We start from the raw sequence: 15678 nt of genomic DNA, 5'->3' as shown, positions 1-15678 counted from the left end.
AGCGAGAGAGCGAGCCCTGCGGACTGAACATGGACCGATTCAACACGATCAACCCAGCCGATAAGGCGTCCGCTGCGTCGGATGCCGCCGTGGAACAGCCGGATCAAAAGCATGTGGCGTTTGAGCAGCACCTGGCAGGCGTGCGAGAGGCGGGCCCTGTATATCCGCACGCGGCGCTTCATGATGTCACTGAGGAAGACGATCACCTCATCCAGGCGGCATCGGCCGCTGCTCTCAATGGAGGGCCGCCGCCGAGTGAGACCACCGTCAAAATTTATGATCGTCGGCTTCGCAAATTCGCCGAGGGGCTGAAGAAGTCCGGCAAATCAATTGCTGGGCTCGATGACGATGCCTTACTCGCTAACGCTAGGAAGCTGCTGCCAAACGACAGGGTCATCGCGCCAGCATTGTTAATGATCAGTCGGTACCGCGAGCCCGACGCCAACGCTCGCCCCCTCTCAACACATTATCGTCCTTCCAGGGAAGATGAGGGTCTTATCAGGGATGCCGCCGAGGCAGGTTTTGGTCGACAGATCGGCAGGAAAACGGCCGAGAGCTATGCGAGCGGACTGCGGAAGTTGGCGGTAGCGCTCCGACCCTTGTCCATTGCCGACCTCAGTGATGATAAACTGCTCGGACACGCGGATAGGTTGTTCCCGAAGGACAAGATGCTCATCTCCGCCTTGAATGGCCTTCGGGACTATCGCGCCATTACCCTGCAGACCAATTTAGGCGGAGAAGGAGGCAGTTCGCGCCAGGTCATCCAGCCGTCCACCCCCTCAGCTATGCCGGCCGATGAGCAGCCGATTGGGGACGATGCAGATGAGCGCAGCTCACGGCCGCCGGGGTTCAATGCTCCGCAGGTCTGGCATGGAGTGGGGTTGGCCGTCCATTCGCCTACGGAAAGTGTCGCCCAGGACGTGCTTTTCGATGCTGCAGAAGCCGAGAGCTTCTTGCCGGCGACCATGCTTGGGCCAACGGTCAGTTCAATGGTTCACTCGCCGGTGCAAAGTGTCGATCAGGAGGCGCTTTTCGATGCCGCGGATCGTGCGAACCTTTTGTCGGCGGCGACCTCCAATGCGCCGGTACCTTGGCCAACGATGAGTCCAACCATTCCCTCGCCGGTGCAACGTGTCCCTCGGGACGCGCTTTTCCATGCCGAGGGTCGCGAGAACCTCTTTCGCGCGCTGACCTTCGATGCACTGGTGCCTGGTCCAATGATGAGTTCAATCATCCACTCGCCGGTGCAAAGTGTCCCTCAGGACGCGCTTTTCGATGCAGCGGACCGCGAGAACCTTTTGCCAACGCCGACCTTCGATGCGCTGATGCCTTGGCCAACGATGAGTCCAACCGTTCCCTCGCCAGCGCAGAGTGTTGCTCAAGAAGCGCCTTTCGATGCCCCTGCTTGGCATCCGAGCTTGCGGCAGCCCGATTTCGCCTCTGAAGACCACTCTGGACAGATGATGAACGAAGGCGCTGCGGCGCAGACCACCCTTGAGCAGACGATCGCAGCAGCCGGCGAAGCCTTTGATGCGTCTTTGAGCGTTCCCGAACATTTCTCCCACGGGACTCAGGCCGCGCCGAATATGATGCACAGGCTTCGCCGCTGGGGCCTCTTGCCGGATGCAGCACAGCGGGTAAAGGCCTACGACATTCGAGGTGAGCGCTATATGGCCGTCTTGGGACCGGGAGGGCTCAACGATGTTCAGCTCGTCCATCTGCTGTCGCCCGCTGTCGGCGATACGTTTGATGTTTCTTTCGCCGTTCCCAAGAATTTTTCCCATCGCACCCAGCCGGCCCCCGACGAGATGCTGTCCAAGTTAGGCGAGTGGGACTTCTTGCCTGTTGTGGAACATCCAATCATGAACTTTGAGATCGGCGGCGAACGCTACACGGCCATCTTGGGACCGGAAGGGCCCAAGGACGTTCAGCTCATTCATCACCCTCGGCCCGCTTTGCCGGGCGAAGCTAGGCCTGCGGCACTGAGGACTTCCTCAGATATCTACGGCGGTCTTGCGCCAGGGCTTGATTCGGCGGCTCCGTTCGAATGGAGTAGGGACGCTCCCTCGGCGCTGGCGCCGAACCTTCCTCTGCCGTCTGCCGCACCTGCATCAGGCCATCAGCCAGTCCCGCAAGTGCCTGAACTGGGAGAGTTCTTGGGCGACGGCTGGACGCACGCCTCCCAAGAGGCTTCGCCCGCCGTGATCGACATATTGCAGAATCTAGGCCTTCTGCCGAGCCGGGACGTCCCAATGACCGCTTTTTTTATCCACGGTCAGCTCTACACGGCAGAGAGCCTACCGGGAAGCCGCGTTCTTCTCTTCCATCAGCCACAATTTGGCTGAATGAGGGGCTCGTCGGCACCTCGGACAGCTGTTCAGGCGGACCTAAAACCACGTCTGATCCTCCTTCCGGAGATCTTAGAAGCACGCTTCAACGATGCCGGGCGGTGAGCAAATCCGACCTTTCCAGTGCCACCATGATCTCAAGCAGCTATCGATCAAGTAAGCATTCGGCAGCACCGCACTCTGCAGAGCAAGAGAGGCGCGGTCGAGTAGCTCAGCCATTTGGCTTTCGCCCTCACAGATCCGGGCGGGCGGATTTCCCGCACCCGGCTCTTCCCGAGGGTAACCCGCGTCATATCCGCGCCTGCGCCCAAGTGCGAGTGATGCGTGGAACGGGCAGAGGGAAGCGTGCCGTCAGGGTGTCGAACTCCGACCAGCCCATGCGCCGACTTTTCTGGCTGCGTCGTCTCAGACAACGTAGCCAGATCCGACGCACTTCGCGGTAGAAGCCGTTGAGCGCTGGATAATTGTGCGGCCTGCCATAGTAGCCGTAGTGCCCGCGCAGTGCGGCGGCGAACCGCTCGTGCTGCGTGGCCAGTGGCGCGTGCATGAGCCGCCAGGCGTCCTGGCGCAACGCCGTCAGCTTGCGCGTCAGGCGTTTCCCTTCCGTCTTGTGCTTCACGATGAACCGGCCATCTCGGGTCCGCCCGCAGTAGTGGGTGAAGCCGAGGAAGGCGAAGGTCTCTGGTCGCCGCTCGCCGCGCCGCTGACGCGAGACGGCCGCGAACCGGCCAAACTCGATCAGCCGCGTCTTGCCCTCATGAAGCATCAGGCCAAAGCTGGCCAGCCGCACCTTGAGGGCCAAGAGCATTTCCTGCGCATCTGCCTTGCTCTCGAAGCCCATGACGAAGTCGTCCGCATAGCGCACGGTCACGACGCGACCGCGGGCATGACGACGACGCCATTGGTGGGCCCAGAGATCGAGGATGTAGTGCAGGAAGATGTTGGCAAGGAGCGGGCTGATGCCTGCCCCTTGCGGCGTGCCCCTGTCCGTCTCTCGCTTCTCGCCGCTCTCAAGAACACCGGCCCGCAGCCACAGCTCGAGGAGCCGTAGGATGCGAGGATCGGCGATCCTGTGCGCCACCATCCGCAACAGCCACTCGTGGTCGACCGAGTCGAAGAAGCTGCGTATGTCGGCATCGAGCACCCAGTTCACACGCTGGCTCATGATCGCCGTATGCAAGGCATCAAGCGCCATATGAGGATTCCGCCCCGACCGGAAGCCGTAGGAGAACCCAAGGAAGTCGGCCTCATAGACGGCGCTCAACACCTCGGCCACCGCGCTTTGGACGATCTTGTCCTCGAGCGCCGGCACACCGAGAGGCCGCTTACCGCCATCGGCTTTGGGGATGTAGACTCGCCGCACCGGCTGTGGCCGGTAGCGACCAGTGTGGACCCGTCCGCAGAGGTCGCGGATGTTATCCGTGAGCCCCTCTTCGTACTTCGCCATCGTTACCCCATCGACCCCCGCGCTGGCCTGCCGCTTTTGTCGTCGAAACGCCCGAAGCAGAGCGTCCTCGTCGATGTGGTGCAGCAAGGCCGTGAACCGGGTTTGGGCAGCCCGCTTGGCCGCCGCGTTCACCCGATCGAGGTTCGGCGGCAAGGCAACCCGGCTCTGTGTCCGGACCCTGGCCTTCTCGCGCGGGCTCCCCTCGGGCTGGCCCCTTCCCTCCATACGTCTCGTTTCCTTCGACGACTTCACAGGTACTATGGACCAGTCCGACTCCCGACCTCAGCTCGGACCGCGGCTCTGGCAGTGCCTCGCCGCTGTCCCCCACTGGAGACCAATCCAGTGGACCCGATCGGGCCTCTCATGTTCCGATGATTGCCTTCCATGCGTGATGCGGCCATCGACCCCGACGGAGCGGCATCGTCTCGCATAACGACGATGCTCATGCTGCCTTCGTGACTAGGGAACACACTCGGCCTCCGGCTGATGGCGCTGGTGGTCGAAGGCATGACCGGCGCGGCATGTGCAGTGAGATCGGCGACAACGTGAAGGCCTTCCTCAACCGCCCGCTCTAGGGCGATCGGCCCTATCTGTGGATCGGCCACGTACGTGAAGCTGCGTCAGCAGGGGCGCATCGTCTCGGTCGCGGTGACCATCGCGTCGAGTTAACAGCGACGGCCGGCGTGAGGCGCTCGGCATTGACGTCGGCCCATCCGAAGCCGAGACGTTCTGGGCCGCGCTCCTGCGCAAGCTCGTCCGCCGCGGCCTGCGGGGCTACGGGCTCGTCGTCTCCGATACTCATGAGGGATCACGGCCACGGTCGGCGAAGTTCTCAACGCCACTAGCGCTGCCGCGTCCACTTCATGCGCAATGCGCTGGCACGTGCCGGCAAGAGCGCACGGCGCCTCGTCTCCGCCTTCATCGCCACGGTGTGCGCCCAGGACGATGCCGAGGACGCGCGGGCGTAATGGCGCTGCGTCGCCGACCAGCTCCGCTCCCCTGCCAAAGCGCGGCGCCTTCCTTGCAGCGCCGGATCCGCTACTGACGGGCAATGCACGGCGGCGGGCAGGAACTCATCTTCCGTCAGACCTCCGGCTCTTGCGATTGATTTGATACGCAAGCGGCTGACCGCTGGCGTTGTCACGTGACGATCTCCTTCATCCCGCTAATCCCGAATCTTTTTCGATTCGCCTGTGCGATGTAGTGCGCGGGCTTCTTCGCCATGTTTCTGAACTTGGCCACTCTAGAATCAGAAATGCCGTCAGTTGCGAGTTCCTTGCGTGCAATGAAAATTCAGATCGAAGCCCGTAGCACGAGTAAGTACGCGGCAACGGGCGGTGCTCCCGCCGCTCTTCGTAAATATGAATGTGCATCACGTCTTCGACCTCTGGACCCACGAGTGGAGAAGCAGCGGCAGCTATGCCGGCGGCAGTCTTATGGGCTTCGAAATAAAACCGAGGTCCTACGCCTTCTCGACGCCCTGCGTGAGCGAATAGCGGAGTTCGGTCTTTCGCTAAATGAGGAGAAGACCCGGATTCTGAAATTTGGACGGTACGCGGCCGAGCGCCTCTCGCGCCGGGGCAACGCCGCCCGAAGACGTTCGACTTCCTCGGGTTCACGCACATCTGCGCGGTGCACCCAACGAAATCCGCACTTCACAATGCGGATTTCACGGATCGTGAGCATCGATTTCGCGCGATCGTGAGCACTGAATTCAGACGATCGTGAGCAGCCCGCTACGGCCGATGGGAGATAGAGTCAGTGTTCTGGTTGCCGTCAAGGGTGATGGTTTTGGCGCTGCGTTTTCGCATGCTTTCTCCGGTGAGCTGGAGGCGGTGGGCGTTGTGGACGAGGCGATCGAGAATGGCGTCGGCGACCGTGGGGTCCCCAATGGCTCCATGCCAGGTGTCCACGGGGAGCTGACTTGTGACGATGGTGGATGCGCGGCCATGTCGGTCCTCGAGGATTTCGAGCAGATCGCGGCGTTCCGCGGCGGTGAGCACCGATAGTCCCCAATCATCCAAAATCAGAAGCTGAGCGCGGCCGAGGCTTTTGAGGAGCCGGGCGTAGCGTCCGTCTCCGCGCGCGAGCGCGAGCGCCTCGAACAGCCTTGGAACGCGATGATAGAGGACTGATCGGTTGTCGCGGCAGGCCTTGTGGCCGAGCGCGCAGGCTAACCAACTTTTGCCCAGGCCGGTTGCCCCGGTGACGAGCAAATTCTCGTGGCGATCGATCCAGCGACCTTCGACGAGTTTGGCGAAAACGGCGCGGTCGATGCCCCGCGGGGTGCGCAGATCGACGTCCTCGACGCAAGCAGTCTGGCGCAGTGCGGCGATCTTGAGGCGCGTGGTGAGCCGCCTGGTGTCGCGTTCGGCGGCTTCGCGGTCGACCAACAGGCCGATGCGATCTTCGAACGGCAGGGCTTCGAGATCGGGCGATCGGCGCTGCTCCTCGAAGGCCTTGGCCATTCCGGTCAGTCGGCGCCGTAGCTTTTGACGAGCGCCAGAATGCCAAGGCAGGTTCGAAAGCCTTGTTCTGGATGGGGCCGGGCGTCGATCACGGCCTGGAAAAACGCTGCTGTCGAAGGACCGATCCGCTCGCCGGCGGCGATCACCGCGGCGGGGGTCCATTCGCCGTAGCGGCGATGGGCGCTGGGCATGTGGTCGGCGATGGTGGTGTGTCCGCGTCGGTTGGGCGCGCGGGCATGGCTGGCGATCCGCTGGCCCTTGTGGAAGATCTCGACCGTCCGATCGTCGATACGGGCATCGACCAGCTCGCCAATCAGACGATACGGCGCGGAGTACCAATGGCCGTCGACCTCGACATGATAATCGGGAGCGAGGCGGCAGCGCTTCCAGCGTGCGAAGGCATAAGGCTGATCTGGCAGCGGGGTTAGCTTGGGTTTGTCGAGTTCGGCAAACAGTTCGGCGCGGCTTGAGCCGAAGCCACGCATTTGACGAGCATTGAGTTCGTCGACGAGTGTCTTGATGGCGGCGTTGAGCTCGGCCCGGGAAAAGAAGCGCTGATTGCGCAGCCGGGCCAGAATCCAGCGCTGGGCGATTTGCACCGCGACCTCGACCTTCGCCTTGTCTTTTGGGCGCCGCGGCCGTGCGGCGAGAATGGCCGTGCCGTAATGGCTCGCCATCTCGGCATAAGTGCGATTGAGGCCGGGATCGTAGCGGTCGGGGTTGCTGACGGCGGCTTTGAGGTTGTCGCAGACCACGAACGTCGGCGTTCCGCTCAAAAACGTGAACAAGTTGACGTGGGCCCGGATCCAGTCGGCCAAGCTCTCGCTGGGGCAGGCCTCGGCGTAGGTGTAGTTCGAAGCGCCCATCGCCGCGACGAACAGCTTCATCGGCTGCACTTCCCCGGTCAGGGGATCGACGATGTCGATGGTGTCGCCGGCGAAATCCACGAACACCTTCTCGCCGCCCAGATGAATCTGCCGCATCGAAGGTCGGACCCGCCCCTTCCAGGCCTCGTAGGTAGTGCAGAACCACGTGTACCCGAAACCGTCGGGATTAACGGCGCGATACTCCTCCCAGAGCAGGCGACGGGTTACGTTGCGCCGGCGGAGCTCTTTATCGATGTAGCTCCAGTCGGGCACCGGCCGCTGCGGGCTCTGAGACGCTGGTCGTGGGGCCGGGAAAAGCAAAAGCTCCAGGTCTTCATCGGTCATTCCCTCCGGAAGCGGCCAGCTCAACCCAGCAGAGCGGGCGCGGCTCAGGTAGCTGTGCACAACGCCGTTGCTGACGCCCACGCTCCGCGCGATGGCCCGCTCTGGCAGGCCTTGAAAATGTTTTAACCGAAGGACTTCCTTGATCCGGCGCATCGACAATCTCTGGGTAGGCATTGGACTTCCTCGTTAACCACGAGGTCATCCCTAAGCCGGTTGAGTTGTCGGCCGAAGCGCTGCAAGGCTCCGAAAGCCTTGCTCACGATCCTGCGAAATCGTTGCTCACGATCCCCTGAAATCCGCGCTCACGATCCCGCGAAACGCGCATCACAATCCGACGGGTGACAATCGACTCCCGCAATGCCAGGATGGCACGATACGACACGGCGTAACGAACCGCCGCCAGGCGTTCATCGTTGATACCGGCGCGTGGCTCCGCCGCGTGTTGCAGGGATACCTGAACTACGACACCATTCACGGGACTCTGATACGGGCTCGCGCCTTGGCCCGGTGCGATGCTTACGCGCTGGCCCGCCGAGCGACCACAGCGCGTTCTGCAGACCCTCGGCCAGGGCGACGAAGCTCTCGCCCCAGGACTGGTAGTCGCCTCACGTGTCTCGGCGATCAGCTTCGGATGTTGTCCGTGAACAAGCCTCCAAGCACTTGATTGAGAGTCTGTTTTCCGGTTGCGGCGGCATTTGAGATTGCAGGGGATTGGGGCTTCACAGCAAAAACCTGCAATTTCGATTTTGGATTTCCCTGCCGCTGCGAACCGTGATTCTGTGCTGCATCGGAGGGACCGATGCGACCAAAGAAGCACAGGACGACAGGCTCGAACGATCTGTTCCGGTCCCGGCTGGACCAGATCATCAACATGCGACACGAGCTGGTTCTGCTCGCCGGCAGGGTCGATTGGGACTGGATCGACGGCGAGATCGCGCCGCTCTACAGCGACAACGGCAGGCCGGGTATCGCGACCCGCTTCATGATCGGATTGCTGCTGCTCAAGCACATCTACGAGGGGGTGTGCGAGCGCTGGGTCCACGATCCGTACTTCCAGTTCTTCACCGGCGAAGAGTTTTTCCAGCACGTTTTCCCGCATGAGCGCTCAGACCTGAGCCACTGGCGCAAGCGGCTCGGCGACAAGCTGGAGCGGTTGTTGGCCGAGAGCCTTCGCGTGGCGCACGCGAGCGGTGCGTTGCGCAGCCAGGACCTCAAGCGGGTCACGGTCGACACGACCGTCCAACCGAAGGCCATCAGCTTCCCGACCGACGCCAAGCTGCTGCATGCAGCGATCCGCGGGTTGAACCGCCTGGCGAGGAAGCACGGGGTCAGGCTCCGGCAATCCTATGTTCGCGTGGCCAAAAGCGCGGCGATGATGGCGGGCCGCTACGCTCATGCCAAACAATTCAACCGGCATCAGCGACAGCTGCGCATCCTGCGCAGCCGGCTGGGCCGGATCATCCGCGACATTCGCCGCAAGACCGAGGGCCAGGCCGCATTGGAGGGGGCATTCGCCCTGCCGCTGAGCCGAGCCACCCAGATCGGCTCGCAGCAGCAGCGCCAGCGCGGCTGGAAGTTGTATTCCTTCCATGCTCCGGAGGTCGAGTGCATCGGCAAGGGCAAGGCCGCCGCGCCCTATGAGTTCTGCGTGAAGGCCTCCATCGTCACCAACAACCAAAGAGCTCCGGGCGGCTTGTTCGTGCTCCACGCCTGCTCGCTGCCGGACAACCCCTACGACGGTCACACCCTTCGCAACGTCATCGAGCGCACCGAGAGCCTCACCGGCTGCCCGATCGAACGGGCCTATGTCGACAAGGGATATCGCGGCCACGACACACAAAATCCCCGCCGCGTCTTCATCTCGGGCCAGAAGCGCGGCGTCTTCGGCGTCATCAAGCGCGAGCTACGCCGCCGTTCCGCCATCGAGCCCATCATCGGACACATGAAGAACGAAGGTCACCTTGGCCGCTGCTATCTCAAAGGCCGCGCCGGAGATGCCGCTAACGTTCTCCTCTCGGCCGTTGGCCACAACCTCCGCCGTGTCCTGGCTTGGCTCAGAGACCTTTTGTCCCTCTTCCTGCTCTCACTCTGGCCAACGCTCAACTGTCCAGTTCAGCCCAATTCGGCTTATTAACGATCGACTCGGATCGCAGGCAGCGCGGGCGACTCGCCGCCTTGGCTGACTTCAATCGGGAGCTAGTTCAGTTTCTGCGGAGAAAAATCTCGTGTTCCGAGCCTGGCGGCCCGATACCGGCTGTTTAGTTCACGTCCCCGAGAGTAAGACTTTTATTTGGCTCAGATCCGGATGGGGCAGAAGCTTGTGCAAACCCATTCGCAACTTGAGGTCTTCCGGCGCCCACGGATCTCCCTGCTGCCAGCTCGGGGGCACATAAAGAGACAAACTTGGCAGCGGCTGGTTGCGCCGCACTTGCGGCGCATAAGGCGAGGATGTTGAGTTGAAGCCGTCCATGTTCCACCCCCTGAACGCTTAAAGCCGACTACAGAAGGTCAGCGACAGGAAACAGCGCGGGCGCGGCCTGGCGCCTACCGACCTGGGGGGCTGGATAAAGGCACTATCCCTGCCGCTCCGCGCTGCCGTTGAGTTTAGCGGAAAGCGTGACTCGGCGCTGACCGTTCTGGATAGATAGCGCTGTCCCTGCCACGTCCCGTTAACCACAACGGCTCTGTATCCGGGCTGGCTTACTGAAAGCTGACGAGACCCGGCAATTCCCAAAACGAAAGCGGCCCGTGTGGGCAAGTTGCAGTCAAGCGTGAGAACGACGTTCCGGCGGCACGCTTGGTACCACGTCAGCCTGAGCATTCGCCAGCTAGCAGCTCCGGTGTCCAGCGCCCGGCCTGCCGGAGGGCCGCAGGCGGTGGCCACCAGAAGGGCCTCTTCCTTGTCGTTGAGTTCGCGCTCTGCCCGGTAGGCGGCTCTTCGCTCTGGTTCTCCGCCAGGTTGCCTTCGACAAAAACGTCGAAGGGTGGGAGACCGCCAAGTGGCCGACGCCCAGGCTTGTGGCGATCACGTCATCACTCATCCCGGCATCGGCCGCCAACCGGATCTGCGCCCCCTTGAGCGGACAGCGGTTGCCTGCCTCCGCCTAAGAAAAGCTCTATTCGACAAAAAGAGAGGTATCTATGGCAAACGAATCTTAGATAACTCGCGGCATCTTGAGTTCAGAGCAATCGTGGGATTTGGCGGGTGAGCTGAAGCCACTAAAGCGACCCACACCCTCGTCAGTGGGCGACATATGCCCTCGGCTCTGGAGGAAGTAGCTGCGATCGGGCTCTTATCGCAAGCTCAGTGAAGCGCCTGCCTTCCCGCGGGTGATGGCTGTGGCTTGAGATGATCCAATATCTTCGAGCCGGCGCTGAACGACCTCGACCAGAATTTCTCCAGAAAATCCAGGTGACACCGCAACAGCTCCGAGGAAGTTTTGGAGTCCGCGATATCCTTCAGAAAGGTGGCCTGATCGTGCAGGGAGGAAGCCGCCAAACCTAGTCCGTCCTTCAGGGCCGCAGCGAACAGGTTGCTTGTCGCTTCAATCGAGCTCTGCCATTCCCGAAAAGTAAATGGAATAGGCGATGCGGCTGTCGTAGATTTCCCAGCGCCATCGGCGGAAGCGCCAGATATCAGAGCCGGGTCGTGCCCGACATGTGGCCGCCGCTCGCGTTTCTCGTCTTCGCTTGCATTCGGTGCCATTCGAGATCTCCTAGCTTGAAGGGCTTATAACGTACTAAGTTGTTCGCCGCTCATTTCGATCATCCCCTACAAGGTACCACAATTGCCAACACGCGATACCTACCTCATTTGGTAACGTGGCAGCAAAGGAGGCAGTGAACGCGATACGGCCAGAGCCCATAGGCTGTAAAGCGCGCGTCCGTGTGCTGTCGCTTTGCCCACCGGTGCCGGCCCAGAGGCTGAGAACTGGGGCGATCGGATGGAGGATGGTGCCGGCTGCGCGTAGATGGCTGGCGGCGGCAAAGTCGGTGAGCGCACGTACATGGAGCAGCAATCAACATTCAATAATTGTTTAAGATTCTCCAAGCCGCTGGAACGGGCGATCGCTTCTACCCTGCTTCGAAGGCTTCACTGGCAGCCTGCTCGGCCTGTTGACGGCCCTGCCCTCTGAGCCAACGAGCGCTTCTGGACGGGCCACATGAAAGCGACTTTGAATCGCGGTGGATGCCCTCGACGGCTGGAAGCCGATTCGGCCGGCTGGCGTATATGATCTATTAGAACCATCTCGGCGGCTCGCGCAACCAGGCGACCGCCAGGCACTTAACCGCCGCGGCACCGCTATACGGGATCATCCAGAGGTTCTTGCCGACCGAATGCGAAATCCATGCTTCGATACGACGAGCTAACTGCCGGCGCAAACTTGCGATGTTCGGCGAAGCTTGTCCGGTGTCAGCTAGCGGGTTGGGTTAGGTGAAGCAATAGACGTTGCAAGCACCCCGCGCGGGAAAACGGCGTTGATGGACAATGGCGGCAATACCCTTGCGTCTCGAGTTTAGCTGGAGGCTTGCTTTTTCTCTCGCACGCAGGCTTACGTCCTGTGGCTCTCGAACGTGTGCGGCGCAATGTGGCACTCGGGCGATCTTGAGACGTATAAACGCTGTGATCGTATGAACTTGTAGCAGCGCGGCTCGAGATAGACGACCAGAGACATGCTCCAGATGGCACCGTCCCTAGTACCCGGAATCAGAGCTGAGTGATACGGCGGCCTTTGAAACGGCGTTGACGGACCTTTTTCTTGGTCCAGACGAAGGGCTCGGCTCTGTCGTTGTATGCGTTGACGTAGGCATCGATGTGTTCCTGAAGCTGCTTGAGGCTCGTGAAGGAGGTGCCGCTGAGCGACTGCCCCTGCAAGATGGAAAACCATACTTCGACCTGATTGAGCCATGACGCACTTGTCGGCGTGAAATGAAATTGCACGTTGGGGTGGGCCTTGAGCCAGTCCTCGTTCTTTTTATGGGTGTTGAGGTTGTCGAGGATGACGTGAAGCTTGCGGTTCGGAAAAGCCGCGGTGACGCTGTTCATGAAATCGAGAAACTCGACGCGGCGCCGGCGTTTTGAATGGGTCGCGATGATCTTTCCGGTGGCGACTTCGAGCGCCGCAAACAATGTTGTGGTGCCATGCCGCTTGTAATCGTGGCTTTGGCCGGTTAAGGCGCGGCCATTGGGCAACTTCAGATAACCCTGCGCTCGCTCCAAAGCCTGGATCGAGGGCTTCTCGTCCACGCACAGCACAATGGCCTTCGCCGGCGGCGCGACATAGAGGCCGACAACATCGGCGGCTTTGGCCGTAAAGTTCGGGTCGTTGCTCTCGCACCAGGACTTGCGAGCCACCAGGTCAATCTTGTGGCTGCGCAGGAACCGCCAGACATATTGGACATCGACATCGCCCAGCGCCTCGGCCAGCAGGGGGCCGGTCCAGCGCGCAAACCCTTGCGGTGGCGGCTTATCCAGCAGCTTCAGAATCCGCTTGTCGGTCGTCTTCGTATAGATCGGCTGCTTGCCAGGCCGCGGCTTGTCTTGCAGCCCTTCAAGGCCATGGTCGGCATAGCGATGCCGCCAAAGGCTGACAATCCGCGGCTGGACCCCAACTTCCTTGGCGATCGACCGGGTGCTGCGCCCATCCGCCGCCAACAGAACTATCCGCGCCCGCTTCAAATCGCGCTGCAACGTCACCGGTGAGCGACAGCACGCCTCAAGCACCTTGCGATCTTTCCTCGAAAGGTGGACTTCTCTTGCTTCGGGTATCATCCCGACCTTGAATCACGACTCACGTTCCAAGAAAAGTGGGTACTAGTTGAAGATCAGCACTACCGGCTTGTCAACCGAGTGGCAGGGTCCCCTAGCCAAGGTGGTACAAGTCGACGTCCTCGAGGGTGTAGGCGCTGAAGCTCCCGAAATGGGCGAACAAGTTGTTGCGCTTGGCGCCGCAGCTGATCCGGTGATCCGGTCGGCGAGGCCGCGGCCCAGAGGCTATCGGGCGAGCGCATCGGCGCCTCGCGGAAGATGCGAGCATCGATTGAGCGCCAGCCTGCAGATCGCAGCGTCAGGACAGGACGACCTAGTCACGTGAATCTAATGTTCGCCACATAAAGTCTGCTGGGTTTTGTGGCAGAAGCGTTTGACGGAAGCCAAAATCTGGTCTGCGGACTTGGTCCATTTGAAGGGCTTCGGGTTTTGGTTGTGCAGGTGGATGAAGGTGCAGATGTCGGCCTCGAGTTGCCCGACGGAGGTGTCGTCTAATCGCTGCTGGGACGTCAAGCATTTAGTTTCGTCAAGAGACGCTGCCGGGTGCGTGGTTGTCTTCGCGGTCGACATTGGTCGCCGCATGATGGAGCTTCGCGGACGAGCCTTCAATGTGGACGACGCACTTTGCTGAGTCAGCAGTGCAACCCCATCAGCGGAATGGCTCGGCTCACGTCCTGGCAGGGATACCTTAGGCGTTCAGGTTCTGAACGCTATCCGAGCTTATGCGGCAGCTCCGGCATTCGGATTGAACAGCTCGCCGGTCTTAAGCATCGTATGCTTATCACCGCCAGTTTCCGTGCCACAGCCACGGCGGCTCTTTTGAAGCCGATCCTCTCCCGGAGATGCCGTCCCCACGTCCGCAGAGCGCTGTCGGTTGAGCTGCGCGTCAGAATGACCGCTGCCGCTTCATAGAGAAGCCCACGCAAATGGCGGTCGCCACGTCGGGATATATGGCCATCATAATCGACTTCTCCGGATTGGTAGCGGCGCGTTGTCAGGCCGATCCACGCGCCAACAGATCGGGATTTCCTAAAGTTGTCAGGCTCCTCAATAGCTGTGGCAAAAGAGGTTGCGGTGATCGCACCGATGCCCGGAATCGACATGAGGATGCGGCAGGCCTGACTCTCGCGCGCATCCCGAACCAACTGGCGACCGAGTTCGGCGGCGCGGATGCGAATGCCACGCCAGGCTTCCAGCATCGGAAGCACGATGGATGCAAGTCCGTCCTGATCAACCAGAAGGTTCCGGACGTTCTCGAAGGTGCTTCCCTTTCCGGCGGGAACAAGCAGACCGAAGGTCTTCATGACGCCGCGGATCTGGTTCGAAAGCTCGGTGGTGATCCGGACCAGCCGCGTGCGCGCCGCGACAAGCGTGCGGGTCAGCATGCTGTTGAATCCCTTCACGCGCACCTCACGAAAGAACCCGACTTCCGCGAGCTGCGCCAGACCATCGGCGTCGTTCGCGTCCGTCTTGTTCGCCGCCATATCGAGCGCCGCTTTATCATGGCGCGCATCGACGCAGATCGCCGGCAATCCTTCGGTGCGCAAAGAATGATAGAACCATACCGACAGCGGTCCCGTCTCGAACACCACGCGTTTCACGGCCGGCGCCCGCTTGCGGATGAGCGCGGCGATGACACTGGGATCAGATGCACACTTGCCGCGCCAGATCCGTTCACCTGCTCGACGGATCGAGACCGCCGTCTCTTTCATCGACACATCGAGACCGATATACTCTTCCATGGCTGTTCTCCATTCGATGCTTGGGCCCGGCGTCCAGTCGTGAGCCCGTATTTCCATCCTATCGGGGAACAGCCACCCTCCAAGACTATTGATTGTCTTTAGGGCAACACGCTCCTGCGATTACCCCATGTGGACGCCCCCTCACGGCATCGCTGTGCCAAAGTGGTGTCGTTGACCATCACTTGAACGGAGGCGTCCATGTCGGAATTTAGCATAATCGCGTTGGATCTGGCGAAGAATGTGTTCCAGATGCACGGCGCGGATGCATCAGGAACCGTGCTTTTCCGCAAGAAGCTGCGCCGGGATCAGATCCTTAAATGTCTTGCCGCGCAGCCGACGTGCACGGTCGCAACGCGACTTTGCGGCATGGCTGGGGCTTACCCCACTGCAGCGCTCCACCGGAGGCAAGCAGAAGCTCGGCAAGACGTCACGTATGGGCGAACGAACCCTGCGACGACTACTGATCATCGGCGCGAGCGCGGCCGTGCGCTGGGCAATGCGCAAAGACTCGACAGCGGATTCTTGGCTTGCGCGCATGCTTGCCCTCAAGCCGCCCATGCTGGTGATCGTCGCCCTCGCTAACAAGATGGCGCGCATCGTCTGGGCATTGATGGCGAGAGGCGGAACCTATCGGGCTCCGGCTGCTATAGCGCGACGATCTGGGTCGGAAGAGCGCGGCGATCAGGATGGCG

The 15678-nt window shown here is 61.3% G+C and carries 8 protein-coding genes and 5 pseudogenes; 4 read left to right on the top strand and 9 right to left on the bottom strand.

All coding sequences use genetic code 11. From position 1 onward, the window contains the following. Positions 1-29 precede the first annotated feature (29 nt). A complete protein-coding gene (locus ABIA42_RS01135) occupies positions 30-2345 on the top strand; it encodes a hypothetical protein (protein ID WP_011084646.1) in 2316 nt (771 codons plus the stop codon). Positions 2346-2637: 292 nt separating this feature from the next. Here the strand turns inward: ABIA42_RS01135 and ltrA are convergent, their stop codons facing one another. Continuing rightward, a complete protein-coding gene (ltrA, locus tag ABIA42_RS01130; protein ID WP_028144280.1) occupies positions 2638-4047 on the bottom strand; it encodes a group II intron reverse transcriptase/maturase in 1410 nt (469 codons plus the stop codon). Between the two features lie 272 nt (positions 4048-4319). Here ltrA and ABIA42_RS01125 point away from each other — a divergent pair. Beyond that, positions 4320-4760: pseudogene (locus ABIA42_RS01125) on the top strand (transposase); the annotation flags it as partial. Between the two features lie 771 nt (positions 4761-5531). On the opposite strand, the gene istB reads toward ABIA42_RS01125, so the two are convergent. From istB to ABIA42_RS01110, 3 genes and pseudogenes are all read right to left on the bottom strand, one after another. Then, on the bottom strand, positions 5532-6263 hold the full coding sequence (gene istB, locus ABIA42_RS01120) for an IS21-like element ISFK1 family helper ATPase IstB (protein WP_014497992.1): 732 nt from the start codon (positions 6261-6263) through the stop codon (positions 5532-5534). Between the two features lie 8 nt (positions 6264-6271). Beyond that, positions 6272-7648, bottom strand: a pseudogene (istA, locus tag ABIA42_RS01115) (IS21-like element ISFK1 family transposase); the annotation flags it as partial. A gap of 82 nt (positions 7649-7730) precedes the next feature. Then, on the bottom strand, positions 7731-7949 hold the full coding sequence (locus ABIA42_RS01110) for a hypothetical protein (protein ID WP_161966259.1): 219 nt from the start codon (positions 7947-7949) through the stop codon (positions 7731-7733). 324 nt (positions 7950-8273) lie between these two features. Here ABIA42_RS01110 and ABIA42_RS01105 point away from each other — a divergent pair, with 324 nt between their 5' ends. Next, entirely contained in the window at positions 8274-9608 is a 1335-nt protein-coding gene (locus tag ABIA42_RS01105; protein WP_041960889.1) for an IS5-like element ISBj2_B family transposase, read from the top strand. Positions 9609-9737: 129 nt separating this feature from the next. Here the strand turns inward: ABIA42_RS01105 and ABIA42_RS01100 are convergent, their stop codons facing one another. The 5 genes and pseudogenes from ABIA42_RS01100 to ABIA42_RS01080 all read right to left on the bottom strand — a co-directional run bounded on the left by ABIA42_RS01100 (position 9738) and on the right by ABIA42_RS01080 (position 14986). Continuing rightward, positions 9738-9944, bottom strand: a complete 207-nt coding sequence (locus tag ABIA42_RS01100) for a hypothetical protein (protein WP_011084638.1) — start codon at positions 9942-9944, stop codon at positions 9738-9740. A gap of 834 nt (positions 9945-10778) precedes the next feature. Continuing rightward, positions 10779-11180, bottom strand: a complete 402-nt coding sequence (locus ABIA42_RS01095) for a hypothetical protein (protein WP_011084637.1) — start codon at positions 11178-11180, stop codon at positions 10779-10781. Positions 11181-12182: 1002 nt separating this feature from the next. After that, a complete protein-coding gene (locus ABIA42_RS01090; RefSeq protein WP_026192128.1) occupies positions 12183-13247 on the bottom strand; it encodes an IS630-like element ISRj1 family transposase in 1065 nt (354 codons plus the stop codon). Positions 13248-13571: 324 nt separating this feature from the next. Beyond that, positions 13572-13730, bottom strand: a pseudogene (locus tag ABIA42_RS01085) (IS630 family transposase); the annotation flags it as partial. A gap of 234 nt (positions 13731-13964) precedes the next feature. Continuing rightward, a pseudogene (locus ABIA42_RS01080) lies at positions 13965-14986 on the bottom strand (IS110 family transposase). A gap of 325 nt (positions 14987-15311) precedes the next feature. Here ABIA42_RS01080 and ABIA42_RS01075 point away from each other — a divergent pair. Continuing rightward, positions 15312-15629 (top strand): annotated as a pseudogene (locus tag ABIA42_RS01075) (transposase); the annotation flags it as partial. Positions 15630-15678 lie beyond the last annotated feature (49 nt).

The sequence above is a fragment of the Bradyrhizobium sp. USDA 327 genome (assembly GCF_041262065.1).
Taxonomy (GTDB): domain Bacteria; phylum Pseudomonadota; class Alphaproteobacteria; order Rhizobiales; family Xanthobacteraceae; genus Bradyrhizobium; species Bradyrhizobium liaoningense.
The sequence above is the reverse complement of the archived record's forward strand: the minus strand, read 5'-3'. Positions and strand labels throughout refer to the sequence as shown.

Bases quoted from the DNA above. Each gene is read 5' to 3' on its own strand.
- ABIA42_RS01090 (WP_026192128.1), bottom strand. From the start codon at position 13,247: ATGATACCCGAAGCAAGAGAAGTCCACCTTTCGAGGAAAGATCGCAAG.
- ABIA42_RS01100 (WP_011084638.1), bottom strand. From the start codon at position 9,944: ATGGACGGCTTCAACTCAACATCCTCGCCTTATGCGCCGCAAGTGCGG.
- ABIA42_RS01135 (WP_011084646.1), top strand. From the start codon at position 30: ATGGACCGATTCAACACGATCAACCCAGCCGATAAGGCGTCCGCTGCG.
- ABIA42_RS01095 (WP_011084637.1), bottom strand. From the start codon at position 11,180: ATGGCACCGAATGCAAGCGAAGACGAGAAACGCGAGCGGCGGCCACAT.
- ABIA42_RS01105 (WP_041960889.1), top strand. From the start codon at position 8,274: ATGCGACCAAAGAAGCACAGGACGACAGGCTCGAACGATCTGTTCCGG.
- istB (WP_014497992.1), bottom strand. From the start codon at position 6,263: ATGGCCAAGGCCTTCGAGGAGCAGCGCCGATCGCCCGATCTCGAAGCC.